The following is a 17,187-nucleotide window of genomic DNA, read 5'->3' as shown; positions in this document are numbered from 1 at the left end:
GCCGGCGCCCCTGATCAAGGAAGCGAACCATGAAGATTCACCTCGCCGTTTGCAATGTGAAGTCGAGGAAAGTTTTGCGCAGGGTCAATCGGCGCTGCATGTTAGGCATGCTGGTGCTGGCAACGCTTTGCAGCTGCCAGCACCCGCTGCAAGCCAGGCTCAAGCAATATCCGCCTGCGCAGGTGCAAGGAATCGTGTGGCAACTCGATGAGCAGACGCTGCATCCCATGGGAAACTGGGAAAGGCTCGGGGCGCGTGAACTGCTCATCCAATGGACGGCCGTGGATGGCATCAGCTATCTGCCGGGCGCCGAGGGGCCCACTGCGGCACATTTGCCGGACTGGAAACGGATTGCGGCTGAACCATGGGCGGACAAAGTGATTGTCGGCTTGGCAGGCAAATTCGACGAAACGGCGGCCCGCGCCAATGCTGCCGCGCTAATCGAAGAGTCGCGCAAGCTCGCCGCGTTGCCGACGCCGCTGCACGTGGCGGGTTGGTTCTTTCCGCTAGAGGTCGATTCGAGCTGGTCCGACGCAGCCCGCCTTGGTCCGCTGCTGGCAGCTTTGCCTCGGCCGCTGTGGATCAGCGTGTACGACAGCGCCAATGTCGGCGCCGATACGCTGTCGCAATGGCTTGCTTCCTGGCTGCCGCCAGACGTCGGTATCTTCTTTCAGGATGGCGTCGGCATCCACGCGCGCGAGGCAAGCGTAGCCCGGCATTATGCCGACGTGCTGGCTGCCCGCTTTGGAAAGCAGCGGGTACGCATCATCGCCGAAGCGTTTCGTCCCCGCCAGGGAGGAGGATTCCGCCCGGTCGCAGCTGCGGAACTCAGGCCGCAACTTGCCGCTTATGACGGCTTTTCCGTTTACTTGTTCGATGGCCCGCATTACCTGAACCGCGACCTGGTGAATGAGCTGGCCGGCCCTGAAAACGCAAAAGAAAATGGCGGATCTTAGCCGAACGACATCAGAGCTGAGGTCGTCCTTCAAGGCAGCACGAGCGGATTGTTATCAACTGCCCGATAACACGCTATTCAATGTCGACCACAGCGGTTGCGTGTACGGCACCAAGTCTTCTTTGCCATACCACCAGAAATAGCCGCCGATATAGTTTTTTACCGGTGGCTTCAAGGTGTAGTAGCGCGTCAGGTAGGCGGCCTTGTTGGTAGTGGTAGTGCCGGTTTCGCCAAATCCGACTTTGGAGTTCGGAAACATGGCTGACAGCTTCGTAAACACTGCATTCCAATCAGGAACCAAGCCGTTGCAGTCCTCTTCGTAATAGCTGACCAGCACATAGTCAAGCCCGCTTTTCATGCGCGCCGGAACATTCGCATTCGCCCAGGTGAACATCTCGTTCGCTGGATTGGACCAGCAGTCCTGATTGTAGTACAGCGTCAGGGCGGCAGTCCTGCCCTGCCCTTTGGCCAGATCGTAGGCGCCGCTCATCTTGGCGACCACGTCGGCGTTATTGCCCAGCCACTCCCCATTGATTTCGTTGCCGACTTCCCAGATATTCACCACGTCGCCAAGGGCTGCCATGTATTCGCTTGCGCGGCTCAGGTATTGTTGAACGGTGTACTGATCCATCGCCGACGAGTCAAGGATCTCACCCATCACATAGCTGACTTTGTTGATCGCCACAGTCGCGCTACGGTAGCCGGATGCAGGCTGCCATTCGTCGAACACAATGCGGGTGGTCGGCTTCTTCGCCAGCTTGGACAGAGCGGTGGTAGTGGCGCTCAATCCCGATATATCGTCAATGGTCACGCCGTACACTTGCGGATAGGCGTAATTGACTGCAGTAGTAGTGGTGGTGGTGGTGGTCGGCGCCGGCGGATTCCGCGATCCCCACGCGCTTGCCTCGCCTTGCAAAACCAACCCGAGCATGGCTCCTGAAATGATGATGACAGATTTCAATTTATACATTACTATTCCATAAGATTAAGAAAGAATTCATTATTTACAACCGTTGGCCGTCGCGTCCTATGCGAACCTCTTCCCACATCGGGCGCCATCGGATATGCCGAATCCAGGTCGGCGTCAATCATCGCTGCTTGATTCATGTCCGAATGGGCAGCATCGTTCGACCAAGAAACGGCTGGTGTCTTGGCGAAGAAGAAAAATCTTGAAAAACGTCTTACACGGCTGCGGGCGATAAATCGAAATTTATTGCCAGGCGTGAATCGACCTTGAAGCTGGTCGACCAGATAGCATCTCCCCCTGCCCGATGCGCGAACGCATACAACCCTGGCGCGCATGCAAATCCAGGCGCGATCCCAAAGTACTATGATCCACGGAAACAGGAGCGCCCTAGCGCTACCGAACAGGATTGTGGCGACAGCCACAGACCATGGGCGGCACGGGCATCAAGGCTACACAGCGTAAATGTCGGGGATTACTTTATTCGCGACTCCTTTTTTCTGTTGTGGTATTTGGCTTGACCGATGGTCCGGCTGCCTTCAATTGCCTTCAGCGGAACTGGACCGTTTACCAACGCGGAATAGCCCGCCAATTCCCCGAAGTCCACATGGAATAGCAAGCTGGTGTAGCAGAGACGGTCTCCGTGAAGATTCTTGACTTGAGAGAGTGGAAACATGGCGAGGTCAGAAGCGGCGGAAGAAAATCCAGCTATTTGACACAACTCGTCCGCTGCCGTAGTCGGAATTTGCGCAGTGAAGCGGGCATCCCATATTGTTTTTCCCTGGGCGCGAGTATACCCAACAATACTGCCCCACGAATTTATTCTAGCTATCGCTCAGATTGGATCAATCAATGTTTGGCCAGGAATCTTGCTAAAATTTTCCAGTGGATGCAGGAAAACCCGCACTGCTACGTGATGTTTTTTTCAAAATAGTTGATCTTTTCGTCGAACTCGGCGCGCGCCTTGGTGATGTGCGCCACATGCCCTTGCGCCCAGGCGCCAAGCGGTTCGACAGCGATCCACAAGGAGCGTCCGAGATCGGTCAGCTCGTAATCCACGCGCGGCGGAATCGTTGGAAACTGGGTTCGCGTCACCAGGCCGTCGCGCTCCAGTCCGCGCAGCGTCAAGGTAAGCATTCTCTGCGAAATACCACCCACGGCCCGCTTGATTTCATTGAAGCGTTTTGAGCCGTCGCCGAGCAAGACGATGATAAGGACGCTCCATTTATCGCCGACACGCGCCAGCACGGAACTGATGGCGCGGCAATCTGGGCTCGCGTGGTCGGGTTGCTTGACAGTCACTTCTATGTGCTCCGGTATCAAATGTGTGCCTTCTTGTGGAGCTTATCACCGGTCACTACAATAGTCTAGGTTACAGTTTGATACCTAGATTATATGCCATGCCAGGTGTGAAGCTGTTACTCGGAACGATCCTCATTGGCGCTCTGTGGCGTATGCGGATCTTTATTTCTCGACCATCAGCCAGGAGCAAAACATGAGCATCATTTCAGTGATCATCGGCAGCACGCGCGAAGGACGTTTTTCCGACCAACCGGCAAACTGGATTGCACAACATCTCAGGCAGCGTGACGGCGTCGACGTCCGGCTGCTCGATCTGCGCGACTTTCCCATGCCCTTCTTCGACCAGCCCATGCCGCCCGCCATGCCCGGCCGACCGCCCTACTCCAATGAAATCGTTCAAAAATGGACCGCCGCGATCGCACAGTCAGACGGCTTCGTCTTCGTCACCCCTGAATACAACTACGGCACCTCGGCGGTGCTCAAGAACGCCATCGACTGGGTTTATCCGGAGTGGAACCGCAAGGCTGCCGCATTCGTGAGTTATGGCGGTAGCGCCGGCGTCCGCAGCGTCCAGCAATTGCGCGAAACCGCCATCGAACTGCAGCTCGCCCCGGTGCGCTCGGCAGTACATATTCCAGCCGCTGTGCTATGGGCGCACTTCCAGGGCGGCGATGTCGGCGCCGGGCTGGCCGAGCTTGCGGAACCCGCGGCAAAAATGATCGACGATCTGCTGTGGTGGACTGCCGCCCTGAAAACGGCGCGTACAGCCGCATAAACCGCATTATTCCGAGGATAAAAATGACCCTCTCCGCCACCTATCCCAAAGTCGCACCTAGCCCCGCGCGCCGCATTGCGCAGCTCACCAGGGGGCGAACACACGGCCCGATAACGCGCCTGGCAAGTCCGTCCAACCTGGGTAAAATCATGAAGCCGTTCGTGTTTCTCGACCTGTTTGACTTCGAAGGCCAGCCCTTCGACATAGGTTTGCATCCGCATTCCGGAATCGCCACGCTGACTTACGTCATTGAAGGCGCCATCAGCTATATAGATCCGGACGGCAGCAAGGGTGTGCTGTCCGCCGGCGGCGTCGAATGGATGCAGGCCGGACGCGGCATGTGGCACGGCGGTGGCCTGGACAAGCCGGGACGGACGCGCGGATTCCAGCTCTGGATAGCTTTGCCGCCAGAGCTGGAACTAGGTCCTACTGTAAGCATGTATCAAGCATCCGAAGCGATACAGGAGGACGGCCCCGCGCGCGTCCTCCTCGGCAGCCATGGCGCCGCGGCCAGCGCTATCCAGGCGCCATCCCCTATCAATTACCTGGCCGTGCGCATGCGAGCCGCCGAGCGCTGGCGCTACCAGCCGCCGGCGGGCCACACAGTCCTGTGGGTCGCTATGGCATCGGGCACGGCAAGGGTTCCGGACGAGTTACGGCATGGGAATTTAGCGGTTTTCGAAGCGTCTGGCGACGCGGTGGAATTCGAGGCCGTGACGGATGCCGAATTCGTTATCGGCTCAGCGGTCCCGCACAAGCACGATCTCATCCTCGGCAATTATTCAGTGCATACGACGCCGGCCGCGCTGCGCAATGGCGAGGCGTATATTGCGGCGATTCGCGCCGGGAACAACGAACCCATTAACGGTCGGCGTTTGTGAAATCCGGGGATTAGTGTTGCGTTAAGTCTCGCGTGATAATTTTGCGAAGTTATGGTTGCAGCAAAGAGAGCCTTGCCTTGCGTTAAGCAAGGCAAGATCGCGTAGTCAGACCTGATGAATCACGATGAGCGAGGCTGCATAGGCCAGAGTTTTCTTGTAATGCGGCAAGCTTCTATGCGTATGGGCCGCCAACTTGGCAAGTTGCTCTTTGAATGCCAGCAAATTAAGCTCGGGATCGCCCGGTTTGGTCAGGATGAGATAGCGGCAAGCATCGTGGATGACGACAAGGATTGCAAGCTCCACGCTATCGCCATAGAGGGACAGCGCCGCCAGTGTTTGAATTTTATCTATGCATTCATCGATAAAACAGTTTTCGATGTGAACGTCCATTACGTACTCCAGAAACAGCATTGCGGAAAAGGTGCATTAAGAACAATCTTAGGGAGTGGCACGCCGCATGTCTATTGGGGTTAGCGGCATTTCACAAGAGTTTTCAAATTCAATGTTGACGGGCAATATTCCGTGTTTTTCTGACACACGGACGCCGCCAATAGTGCTTTAAAATAATCTCTCACAGCAATACTCGGTATCGCTCCCTTTGCATCTTGCCTGCCTCATTCGTACGTATGATCGTCAGTTCATCTCGTCTTGGCAAGATTCGGCGCTGCCGCTCCAGCTTCGATTTTCGTTATGACATAACCGACAGGAATCCACTGCCCTGTGGTCTGTATCATCGAAATTTTTTCCACCGCCATGCCTTTTGAAAACCGCGATGTAAATGCGATGTTGATGTATTCGCCAGGCGGCAGATTTGGCGGATCGGTGATGCGCACTATCTGCACCCATTGACGTCCGCCGATAGCTCCCAGGTCCTTTTTCACCGCCCCCTGGTACTTGATCCATCCATCCCTGCTGATATTTTTCTGCATGGCGGGACCACTCTGATCCCACATGCGATCGGCCTGGCTGGCATCCGCCATCGCTGCCCACTGGGTCGCGGTAACGACGGCACTGTCGATCGAGCCGTCTATCTGGGCCGACGCCGGATTGGCCAAAGCTAAACCGATCATTGCGAACGCCCAGACGCCGGCAGCTTTTTTAAACGCTGAAAATGAAATCATTTGTCTCTCTCAATCTGGATCAGGCTGCTGCGCATTCTCCGACGGACTTACGCCGGCTCCTCATTTCTCGCCCATGACTTCGATCTCGACACGCCGGTTGGGCTGCAGGCATTGCACCAGTTGCGGCGTAACGACTTCGCCCTGACACTGGATCACCGGCTGCGATAGCCCTGCGCCATAAGCCTTTATCGCCTTGTCCTCTAACCCTTGCTGCACAAGGTAGCTGCGGATGGTTTCAGCCCGCGCCTTGGACAAGGTGAAATTGGCAGTTTCGCTGCCGATCCGGTCTGTGTGCCCTGTCACAACCACAGAAGTCAGTTTGACGCCATCCTGCTTGAGCTGGCTCACCAGGTTGTCGATTTTTTCACGACCCGGTCCGGTCAGGTCAGCAAGAGCGGATTTGCCAAAGGCAAACAAGCCGTCTGCAGCAAGGGTGACGCGTTGATGGTACGGCTGGTCTGCGAGAACCGTCGTTGAGTTAGTCGGATTCAGGTATTTCTGGCAATCCGGATCTTTCCAGCGGGTAGACGCAACATGGTCGTCCGAGTCATAGTTGACCATGAATTGACAGGTCACGTATTCGTCGTTCTTGCCGGTGTAGAAATTGAACGCGTAATTCCAGCTGTGCACCGCAAAGATCCCCTCGCTGAAATGAGGATTGCCGATCTCCAGGCGCACCTGGTCCTTGTTAAGGCCCGGTCTGACGCGCACGACACGACCCGGGCCGACAAAGTCCCCGGTCTTCAGGTAAGAGCTGTCGAGCGCAGGGAATTTCGGCTCGTCGGCCTCCGCGGCGACTGCCGCAAAACTTGCGCACGACAGCGCAAGTACGCTCAAGACACGCCTGATGGTATTAAGTGAGAGTGGCATCTTCGTTCCTCGGTAAATTAACCGGTTAGTCGACGCATTGCGTCGTACAGCGGTCGCGCATGGCGTCGTTTTACTCAATTGATCACCCCCGCCACGCCGACCCGCGCCGCCACGCCGCCATAGGTGGTGCCAGAGATGCCGCCCGAGACGCTCCACTGAGCGTTGTCCGACGTTTTACGCAAGGAAATACCGAGCGCGCTTTGGTTCTGGTAGTAGCCGACACCCGCAGCATAGGTCCACTTGCCCGGCACATACGGCGCACTTTCCAGCGACATCGCCGCAGCGACCCCGGCATAAGCTTTTTTCGCGACATCGTTGATGTTGTTCTGCAGCTGCATACCCATCGAATTGGTGTACTGGTTGGCTTGCTGCACCGCCGCCCCGACGCCGCTATTGAGCTGCTGAACGTTGACGGCATCCGTCGGCGCGGTGCCGGCTGCGACGTTATGGACGGCTACCGGTCCCGTAGCGCTGCCGTTCCCCATGGTGACGCTGCTGTAGTTGGTCGTACCGTCAGGATTGGTGTCGTAACGCACACCGCCTGACTGCACCGCCTGCAGCTGACGCACATTGACAGCGTCGGTTGCCTGTGTGCCGCCCGCCACGTTAGTGATCTGGCGCTCGTTGCCGGCGCTGCCGACCGAAACCGCACCTTGGGTGGACGCCACCGCGGTATTGGAGAACTGCTCCTTGCCGCCGTTCATGCCGGCGCGGTCAGCCGTCGAGCCGCCGCCCAGCGCCACGCCGCCGCCGGCTGTCGCACTGGCGCCGGCGCCGATCGCCACTGCGTTCATGCTGGTGGCAGCCGCATTCTTGCCGGATGCAATTGCGTCCAGTCCCGTCGCTCCTTCGTTATGCTCATTGCTGCCGCCAGTCGAATTCACGCTGTAGTACTTGGTCTGGCCCAGCGCCACGACAGAGGTCAGGTTATTGATCGCCGTATTGGTCGCAAACAACTGGCTGCCGTTCACGGCATCGGTGCTGCTGGCAGTCAACTGGCCAGCAGCCACGTTGGTGACCTGCCGTTCGCTGCCCGCGCTGCCGACGCTGACCACGCCCACCGGCGCTGCTCCGGCGAAGGTGTAGCTGGTCCCCTTGATCGTGGTGCCGGCGGTAGCAACCGCAGCTCCGGTGGTCGAACTATTACCCAATGCCACGCTATTGGCTGTGCTGGCCGTAGCGCCCTGCCCCACGGCTGTACTGTTGGCGACGGCAGCCTGCGCGCCATTGCCCAAGGCCGTACTGTTGGTTCCGGACGCTACCGCGCCGAAGCCGCCGGCGCTGGCATTGGCGCCGCTCGAGACCGGTTGCGTCGCCGTCACGCTGCTGTCCGATACGAATGGACCAGTCTTGCCGGCAGTGAGATTATTGATCGCCGTCGTATTTCCTGCGATGTTGGTGGTGTTGATGGTGACCTGCTGGTTGGTCGCATACAATTGCGAACCGTTCACAGCATCGGTGCTGGTCGCGCTCAACTGCCCTGCCGCCACGTTCGTGATCTGACGTTCAGCCCCCACGCTGCCCACGCTCACCACGCCTGCCGGTGCTGCGCCGGCAAAGGTGTAGGCAGTGCCGCCGATCGTCGCGCCGGTGGTGGCTACTGCAGCGGTAGTCACCGTACTGCCCTGGCCCAATGCCACATTGCTGCCGCTTGTGCCAGCCGCAATGCTCGCGCCTTGCCCCAGCACTGTGGCGTCGGCGTTGCCGTTATCCGTCGCCTGATTGCCCAGCACCGTGGACGCGGCGCCGGTTGCGGTCGCGCCGAAGCCGCCGGCGCTGGCATTGGCGCCGCTCGAGACCGGCTGTACTGCCGTTACGCTGTTATCCGACACGAATGGACCGGCCTTACCGTTGGTGATATTCGTGACTGTCGTACCCAGGGTGTTTATCGCCGTATTGGTGGCAAACAATTGCGAACCATTCATTGCGTCAGTGCTGGTCGCACTGACCTGGCCGGCAGCAACGTTGGTGACAGTACGTTCCGCGCCGACCGCGCCAACGCTCACCGTACTTGTCGGCGTGGCGCCGGCAAAATTGTAAGCAGTGCCGTTGATGGTCGCGCCTGTTGTTGCTATTGGCGCCGCCGTAGTGCTTCCTGCGCCCAAAGCTACTGCGCCGGCATTGTTGGAAGACGCGCCGGAACCGATGGCAATCCCTTGCGTCGCCGCAGCCGACACCGTCGCAGTGTCGCCCAAAGCGATGGCGCCTGCATTGTTCGCCTGCGATGCGTTACCCAGCGCTACCGAGCCTTGGCCGGTAGCCGTGTTGGCATTTCCCAGCGCCACGGCGCCTTGGCCGTTAGAGGTATTGTTGGCGCCCATTGCTACCGCCCCCGTGCCGGTCGCATTGTTCGGATCGCCAATCGCCACCGCACCGTCGCCGCTGGCAGTATTGCCCACGCCTATCGAAACCGCCTTGCCGCCGGTTGCCGTCGCTGTCTGACCGATGGCGATGGCGCCGGCGGAATTTGCTATCGCTCCGGTCCCTTGCGCAATCGAATTTCCGCCTGTCGCTTGCGCGCCATTGCCTAGCGCGATATCGTTGGCAGTCGCCGGCGTGCCGTTGACGCCTGCCACCGCATTCAGGCCCTGGGCGATCGAATCATTGCCGTAGGCATTGGCGACCGGTCCGACGGCGATGCTGTCGGTACCCGCCGCGTTGCTGTCGGCCAGCGTCGAGTTGGTGTGGAAGTACTTGATGCCGCCACCGTTGTTGATGTTGTTGAGGGTATTGCCGATACCGGTTACCGCTGTATTGGTTGCGTTCAACTGCGAACCGTTCACGGCATCGGTGCTGGTAGTGCTGAGACGGCCCGCCGCGACATTGGTGATGGTACGTTCATTGCCGACGCTGCCTACGCTGACCGTCGATGCAGGGGTAGCACCTGCGAAGTTGAACGTCGCGCCATTGATCACCATGCTCGCCGTTCCCACTGCGGCCCCTGTGCTTGAACCCGCACCCAATGCCACATCATTGGCGTTGTTCGCCGTCGCGCCATTGCCGGCGGCGAAGCTGCCAGCTCCGGTTGCCACCGCTGCAGGACCAACGGCAACTGAGTCGGTACCCGTTGGCGTTGAGTCGGCCAGCGTCGAATTGGCGTGGAAGTACTTGATCCCGCCGCCATTGTTGATGGTATTGACAGCTGTATTGGTGGCAAACAGCTGCGAGCCGTTCACCGCATCCGTGCTGGCTGCACTCAACTGACCTGCCGCCACATTCGTGATCTGGCGAGCCGATCCTGCACTGCCCACGCTGACGACACCGGTAGGCGCGCCGCCGGCAAAGGTATAAGCCGTGCCGCCGATAGTTGCACCGGCGGTCGGCACCGCAGCCGCCGCCACCGTACTGCCCTGGCCCAGCGCCACATTGCTGCCGGCTGTGCCAGCCGCAATACTGGCGCCTTGGCCCAGCACCGTCGCATTGGCGTTGCCGTTGTCGGTGGACTGGTTGCCCAGTACTGTCGACGCCGCACCTGTTGCCGTTGCGCCGAAGCCGCCGGCGCTGGCATTGGCGCCGCTCGACACCGGCTGCACCGCCGTCACGCTGTTGTCCGATACGAAGGGACCGGCTTTACCGCTGGTGACTGCATACAGTTGCGAGCCATTCACAGCATCCGTGCTGGTCGCGTTCAAGGCTGCCGGCGCCAAATTGGTGATCGTTACCGGTGCGCCCGCACCAGCGCCGCCGGTCGCGCCCAGGGTGATCTTGTTGCCGCCTGCCGCATCGTACTTGACCGCGATATTGGCGGTGTTATCGATATTTGTATTCAGCGCCGTCAAGGCCCCTGCAACCGTGGTCTGTGCAGTAGGTCCCGTCACAGCTCCGGTAGCGCTCACGGTGTTGATCGGCTGACTGAAACCGCTGATCGTGCCGGTCGCCGGATTGTAAGTCGCACCGCCGCCCAGCGTGCTTGCCGTGCTATTTCCGAGATTATCCGTGTGTACCTGCACCGTACTGATGCCAGTGGACAGCGAAACGACAGAGGTGGAGGTTGAGGTTGACAGCGACGCCACGTTGCTGTTGGTTGTGCTCAGACCGGTCGAGGTTGACGTCGACAAAGATGCAACACTGCTGTTAGTCGTGCTCAAGCCCGTCGATGTTGATGTCGACAACGACGCCACGCTACTGTTAGTTGTGCTCAGGCCGGTTGAGGTCGAAGTCGACAAGCTGCTGATGTTGGAACCTACAGTGCTTGTCACGGTATACAGCTGACTGCCATTAATAGCATCCGTGCTGCTGGCGCCAATCAGTCCGGCGGCGACATTCTGTATCCGGCGCTCAGAACCTGCCGCGCCGACGCTTACCACGCCTGCGCTCGAACTGGCGCCGGCGAACGGGCCATAAGTGGTGCCGCCTATCGTGGCGTTGGTTACGCTGCCAGTGCCACCGGTAGCTGCCGATGCCGTGCTAGTTGTGGTTGCCGATTGACCTAATGCAATGGAACCAGCAACGCTAGCGTTGGCTCCGGCGCCAAGGGCGATCGAATTGCCGCCAGTCGCGCTGGCAGCGTTGCCCAAGGCAATATCGTTCGCCGTCGCCGGCGTGCCGCTGACGCCGGCTACCGCGTTCAGACCTTGCGCAATCGAGTCATTGCCGAAAGCATTGGCTACAGGCCCAACCGCAATCGCATCCGTGCCGGTCGGCGCACTATCCGCCAAGACCGAATTGGTGTGGAAATACTTGATGCCACCGCCATTGTTGATGGTATTGATAGCTGTATTGGTGGCAAACAGCTGCGAACCGTTCACCGCATCGGTGCTGGTTCCACTCAGCTGTCCTGCCGCGACGTTCGTGATCTGGCGTGCCGATCCTGCGCTACCCACACTGACGACACCGGTAGGCGCGCCGCCGGCAAAGGTATAAGCCGTGCCGCCGATAGTTGCACCGGCGGTCGGCACCGCAGCCGCCGCCACCGTGCTGCCCTGGCCCAGCGCCACATTGCTGCCGGCCGTGCCAGTTGCAATGCTGGCGCCTTGGCCCAGCACCGTCGCATTGGCGTTGCCGTTGTCGGTGGACTGGTTACCCAGTACTGTCGATGCCGCGCCTGTTGCCGTTGCACCGAAGCCGCCGGCGCTGGCATTGGCGCCGCTCGATACCGGCTGCACCGCCGTCACACTATTGTCTGACACAAAGGGACCGGCTTTGCCGCTGGTGACAGCGTACAGCTGCGAACCATTTACCGCATCGGTGCTGGTCGCATTCAAGGCCGCCGGAGCCAGGTTGGTGATCGTTACCGGCGCTCCGGCGCCCGTACCGCCTGTTGCACCTAAGGTTATCTTGGTACCGCCAGCTGCATCGTACTTGACCGCGATATTGGCCGTGTTATCGACGTTGGCATTCAATGCGGTCAAGGCAGCCGCAACTGTCGTCTGCGCGGTAGGTCCAGTCACGGCGCCGGTAGCGCTGACGCTGTTGATCGGCTGACTGAATCCAGTGATGTTGCCTGTGGCAAGATCATAGCTAGCGCCACCGCCCAACGTACTTGCCGTCGTCGTACCCAGGTTGTTGACGCCGGTGACGACTGAATTCAGCTGGGAACCGTTAATTGCATCAGTGCTGCTAGCCGAAATCACACCTGCCGCCACGTTCTGGATCTGGCGCTCAGTGCCTGCGGCGCCGACCGAAACAACGCCATTGGTCGAAGCTGCCGCCTCTACGCCGGCGGCGGTACCGCCAAATTGTGCTGTAGTGCCGGTGTGCGGCGCCGCTGTGCTTGAATGCGAACCCAAGGCAACATCGTTGGTGTTGCTGGCCACGGCAGTATCACCCAACGCTACCCCACCCGCCGCTGTCGCACTGCTGGTGTTGCCCAGCGCCACCGAGCCCTGGCCGGTAGCGGTGTTGGAATTGCCGAGCGCTACGGCGCCCTGGCCATTGGAAGTGTTGTTGGCGCCCATCGCCACGGCGCCAGTGCCGGTGGCTGAGTTCGGATCGCCGATGGCTACTGCGCCATTGCCACTGGCTGTATTACCGACACCGATCGATACCGCCTTGCCGCCGGTTGCCGTGGCCGTCTGGCCGATGGCGATCGCTCCCGCAGAATTGGCTACCGCCCCGGTGCCCTGGGCTATCGAATTGCCGCCGGTGGCCTTGGCGGCATTGCCCAAGGCAATATCGTTCGCCGTCGTCGGCGTACCGCTGACGCCAGCCACCGCATTCAAGCCTTGCGCAATCGAGTCATTGCCGAAAGCATTCGCTGCAGGCCCCACGGCGATCGCATCCGTGCCGGTCGGCGCACTATCCGCCAAGACCGAATTTGTGTGGAAATACTTGATGCCACCGCCATTGTTGATCGTATTGATAGCTGTATTGGTGGCAAACAGCTGCGAGCCGTTCACCGCATCCGTACTGGCTGCACTCAACTGACCTGCCGCCACATTCGTGATCTGGCGAGCCGATCCTGCACTGCCCACACTGACGACTCCGGTGGGCGCTCCGCCGGCAAAGGTATAAGCCGTGCCGCCGATAGTTGCACCGGCGGTCGGCACCGCAGCCGCTGCCACCGTGCTGCCCTGGCCCAGCGCCACATTGCTGCCAGCCGTGCCAGCCGCAATGCTGGTGCCTTGGCCCAATACCGTCGCATTGGCATTGCCGTTGTCGGTAGACTGGTTACCCAGCACTGTCGACGCCGCGCCTGTTGCCGTTGCGCCGAAGCCGCCGGCGCTGGCATTGGCGCCGCTCGATACCGGTTGCACTGCCGTCACATTATTGTCTGACACAAAGGGACCGGCTTTGCCGCTGGTGACAGCGTATAGCTGCGAACCATTTACCGCATCCGTGCTGGTTGCATTCAATGCCGCCGGCGCCAGGTTGGTGATCGTTACCGGAGCGCCTGCACCGGCGCCGCCAGTCGCACCTAAAGTGATCTTGGTGCCGCCGACCGCATCGTACTTGACAGCGATATTGGCCGTGTTATCAATGTTGGTATTCAATGCAGTCAGAGCACCGGCAACCGTCGTCTGAGCAGTTGGTCCCGTCACGGCGCCTGTAGCGCTGACGGTATTGATCGGCTGGCTGAAACCGCTGATGGTGCCGGTCGCCGGATTGTAAGTCGCGCCGCCGCCCAGCGTGCTTGCCGTGCTATTTCCGAGATTATCCGTGTGTGCTTGCACCGTACTGATGCCAGTGGACAGCGAAACGACAGAGGTGGAGGTTGAGGTTGACAGCGACGCCACGTTGCTATTGGTTGTGCTCAAACCGGTCGAGGTTGACGTCGACAAAGATGCAACACTGCTATTGGTCGTACTCAGGCCGGTCGAGGTCGAAGTCGATAGCGAAGCCACACTGCTATTGGTCGTACTCAGGCCGGTCGAAGTCGACGTCGACAAAGATGCAACACTGCTGTTAGTCGTGCTCAAGCCCGTCGACGTTGATGTCGACAGCGAAGCCACATTGCTATTGGTCGTGCTCAAGCCCGTCGATGTTGATGTCGACAACGAAGCCACATTGCTATTGGTCGTGCTCAAGCCCGTCGATGTTGATGTCGACAACGACGCCACATTGCTATTGGTCGTGCTCAAGCCCGTCGATGTTGATGTCGACAACGACGCCACATTGCTATTGGTCGTGCTCAAGCCCGTCGATGTTGATGTCGACAACGACGCCACGCTACTGTTAGTTGTGCTCAGGCCGGTTGAGGTCGAGGTCGACAAGCTGCTGATGTTGGAGCCTACAGTGCTTGCCACGGTGTACAGCTGACTGCCATTAATGGCATCCGTGCTGCTGGCGCCAATCAGTCCGGCGGCGACATTCTGTATCCGGCGCTCAGAACCTGCCGCGCCGACGCTTACCACGCCTGCGCTCGAACTGGCGCCGGCGAACGGGCCATAAGTAGCGCTGCCTATCGTGGCGTTGGTTACGCTGCCAGTGCCGCCGGTAGCTGCCGATGCCGTACTCGTCGTGGTTGCCGATTGACCTAATGCAATGGAACCAGCAACGCTAGCGTTGGCTCCGGCGCCAAGGGCGATCGAATTGCCGCCAGTCGCTTTGGCGGCATTGCCCAAGGCAATATCGTTCGCCGTCGCCGGCGTGCCGCTGACGCCAGCCACCGCATTCAGACCTTGTGCAATCGAGTCATTGCCGAAAGCATTGGCGACAGGACCCACCGCAATCGCATCGGTACCGGTCGGTGAACTGTCCGCCAGGACCGAGTTGGTGTGGAAGTATTTGATGCCCGCGCCGTTGTTGATGTTGTTGATCAAACTATTTGTCGCGAACAGCTGCGAACCATTGACTGCATCCGTGCTGGTTGCATTCAACGCCGCCGGCGCCAGGTTGGTGATCGTCACCGGTGCACCTGCACCGGCGCCGCCGGTGGCGCCCAGGGTGATCTTGCTGCCGCCAGCCGCATCGTACTTGACTGCGATATTGGCGGTGTTATCGACATTGGTGTTAAGGGCTGTTAAGGCAGCGGCGACCGTCGTCTGCGCCGTCGGACCGGTCACAGCTCCAGTGGCGCTCACGGTGTTGATGGGCTGACTGAAGCCGGTGATATTGCCGGTCGCCGGACTATAAGTCGCGCCACCGCCCAGCGTGCTCGCTGTGGTGGTTCCCAGATTGTTGACGCCGGTAACGACCGAATTCAGCTGCGAACCGTTGATAGCATCGGTGCTGGCCGCCGATATGACGCCAGCTGCTACGTTCTGGATCTGACGCTCAGTACCCGCAGCGCCGACCGACACCACGCCGTTGGTCGAAGCCGCCGCTTCCACGCCGGCGGCAGTGCCGCCGAATTGTGCTGTAGTGCCTGTGTGCGGCGCTGCGGTAGTTGAATGCGAACCTAAGGCGACATCATTGGTGTTATTCGCGACAGCAGTGTCGCCCAGTGCTACACCGCCAGCCGCAGCTGCATTGCTGGCATTGCCGAGCGCCACCGAGCCCTGCCCGATTGCGCTATTGCCGTTACCGATGGCAACCGCGCCATTGGCCGCAGTAGTGCCGGCAACATTGCCAGCGGCTGTGTTATTCGCACCCATCGTTACAGCGCCGGTACCGTTCGATACGTTTGGATCACCGATCGCAACGGCACCATTGCCAGTGGCTTTCTGTCCACGTCCGATTGCTACGGCCCCACCAGCAGCTGTACTGGAATTGGCTGTTGTGCCAGATGAGCCTATTGCTACGTTTTGGCCCGTTGCGCCGCTGACAATCCCGTCGCCTTGCGCAATACCGAATGCGCCATTGACAGTAGCGCCACGTCCGACCGCGATGCCCGAGGTATTAGCTGCGCCGACCGAGGACTGGCCGCCGATGGCGATCGAATTCTGCGCCGCGGCCGCCGCGCCTGCGGTCGCATTCGTGCCGATTGCCGTGGCGCCGACGCCGGAGGCTGTAGTGCTAGATCCAATCGCGGTGGAAGTACTGGCCGACGCATTGGCTAAGTAACCGAGAGCCACCGAATTTCCACCGGTGGCTTTAGCAGAATTACCTATCGCAACATCGTTCTCAATGGTCGTCGCCGAACCTGCAACGCCTGCAATGGCGTTGTCACCCAAAGCAATTGAAAAATAGCCAAACGCGTTAGCTTGAAATCCAATCGCGCTAGCGCCGGCCCCGAATGCAAAGGCCAAGTCACCGAAAGCTACCGATTCTTGGCCAGCGGCAGTCGCCCCCGCGCCTAAGACGGCAGAATTATCGCCGCTACCAATGGCGTTTATCCCGACCGCGATGGCATTTCCACCCGACGCATTGGCCTGAAGGCCGACTGCCACCGAATTGGCGCTTGACGCTTTGGCCAAGTTACCGAGAGCCACCGAATTTCCACCGATGGCTTGAGCAGAATTACCGATCGCAACATCGTTCGCAACAGTCGGCGAACCTGCCACGCCTGCAACGGCGTTGTTACCCGAAGCAATTGAAAAATTGCCAAACGAGTTAGCTTGAAATCCAATCGCGGTAGCGCTGGCCCCCGCTGCATTGCTCAAGACGCCGAGAGCCACCGAATTGCCGCCTGAGGCAACCGCCTTCGCGCCGAAGGCGGAACCATTAGTGCCGCTAGCAATGGCAGCCCACCCGACCGCGATGGCATTGCCGCCCGACGCATTCGCAGTGTAGCCAACAGCCACCGAATTGGCGGCTGAGGCAATCGACTGCGTACCTACCGCTGTTGCCAGGTTTCCGGCCTGGCTCATAAAACCCAATGCCGCACCGTAGTCTCCGGTAACCTGGGTGCCCGCACCGAACAAAGTTACGGCAAGATGATTGCCCCCAGTGGCACCACAGCCGGCAACCGTCGAGAAATAGCCATTGCCGTCGGTCTGAAACATTGCCCCTGCTCCCGGCGCCGTAAAGACCGTACCATCTGCACCTGTGAAGGTATT

The 17,187-nt window shown here is 59.6% G+C and carries 9 protein-coding genes; 3 read left to right on the top strand and 6 right to left on the bottom strand.

The annotated features are described in order from the left end of the window. Positions 1 to 29: 29 nt before the first annotated feature. Positions 30 to 956: a hypothetical protein gene (locus BCF11_RS24120; protein WP_098496981.1), complete on the top strand. Its 927-nt coding sequence runs from the start codon at positions 30 to 32 to the stop codon at positions 954 to 956. 54 nt (positions 957 to 1,010) lie between these two features. Here BCF11_RS24120 and BCF11_RS24115 read toward each other — a convergent pair whose 3' ends face one another. Together BCF11_RS24115 and BCF11_RS24105 are read right to left on the bottom strand one after the other, a co-directional pair. After that, positions 1,011 to 1,925: a hypothetical protein gene (locus BCF11_RS24115; protein ID WP_098496980.1), complete on the bottom strand. Its 915-nt coding sequence runs from the start codon at positions 1,923 to 1,925 to the stop codon at positions 1,011 to 1,013. Between the two features lie 903 nt (positions 1,926 to 2,828). Beyond that, positions 2,829 to 3,227 (bottom strand): winged helix-turn-helix transcriptional regulator, encoded by a 399-nt coding sequence (locus tag BCF11_RS24105; protein ID WP_369827869.1) that lies wholly within the window; start codon positions 3,225 to 3,227, stop codon positions 2,829 to 2,831. A 187-nt stretch (positions 3,228 to 3,414) separates the two neighbouring features. Between BCF11_RS24105 and BCF11_RS24100 the strand changes: the two genes are divergently transcribed. Beyond that, the gene (locus BCF11_RS24100; protein WP_098496977.1) at positions 3,415 to 3,996 is read left to right on the top strand and encodes an NADPH-dependent FMN reductase; all 582 of its coding nucleotides are present in this window, start codon (positions 3,415 to 3,417) and stop codon (positions 3,994 to 3,996) included. A gap of 23 nt (positions 3,997 to 4,019) precedes the next feature. Further along, positions 4,020 to 4,877 (top strand): pirin family protein, encoded by an 858-nt coding sequence (locus BCF11_RS24095; protein WP_098496976.1) that lies wholly within the window; start codon positions 4,020 to 4,022, stop codon positions 4,875 to 4,877. A 105-nt stretch (positions 4,878 to 4,982) separates the two neighbouring features. On the opposite strand, the gene BCF11_RS24090 is transcribed toward BCF11_RS24095, so the two are convergent. The 4 genes from BCF11_RS24090 to BCF11_RS28085 form a co-directional block, all read right to left on the bottom strand. Further along, positions 4,983 to 5,267, bottom strand: coding sequence for a hypothetical protein (locus BCF11_RS24090; RefSeq protein ID WP_143751441.1), 285 nt, complete (start codon positions 5,265 to 5,267; stop codon positions 4,983 to 4,985). Between the two features lie 248 nt (positions 5,268 to 5,515). Beyond that, positions 5,516 to 5,998, bottom strand: coding sequence for a DUF4019 domain-containing protein (locus tag BCF11_RS24085; RefSeq protein ID WP_098496974.1), 483 nt, complete (start codon positions 5,996 to 5,998; stop codon positions 5,516 to 5,518). A 60-nt stretch (positions 5,999 to 6,058) separates the two neighbouring features. Beyond that, positions 6,059 to 6,868: an OmpA family protein gene (locus BCF11_RS24080; RefSeq protein ID WP_098496973.1), complete on the bottom strand. Its 810-nt coding sequence runs from the start codon at positions 6,866 to 6,868 to the stop codon at positions 6,059 to 6,061. Between the two features lie 74 nt (positions 6,869 to 6,942). Then, positions 6,943 to 17,133 (bottom strand): hypothetical protein, encoded by a 10,191-nt coding sequence (locus tag BCF11_RS28085; protein ID WP_233212618.1) that lies wholly within the window; start codon positions 17,131 to 17,133, stop codon positions 6,943 to 6,945. Positions 17,134 to 17,187 lie beyond the last annotated feature (54 nt).

The sequence above is a fragment of the Collimonas sp. PA-H2 genome (assembly GCF_002564105.1).
In the GTDB taxonomy this organism is placed as follows: Bacteria; Pseudomonadota; Gammaproteobacteria; order Burkholderiales; family Burkholderiaceae_D; genus Collimonas.
This window is presented reverse-complemented; position numbering and strand designations above follow the sequence as displayed.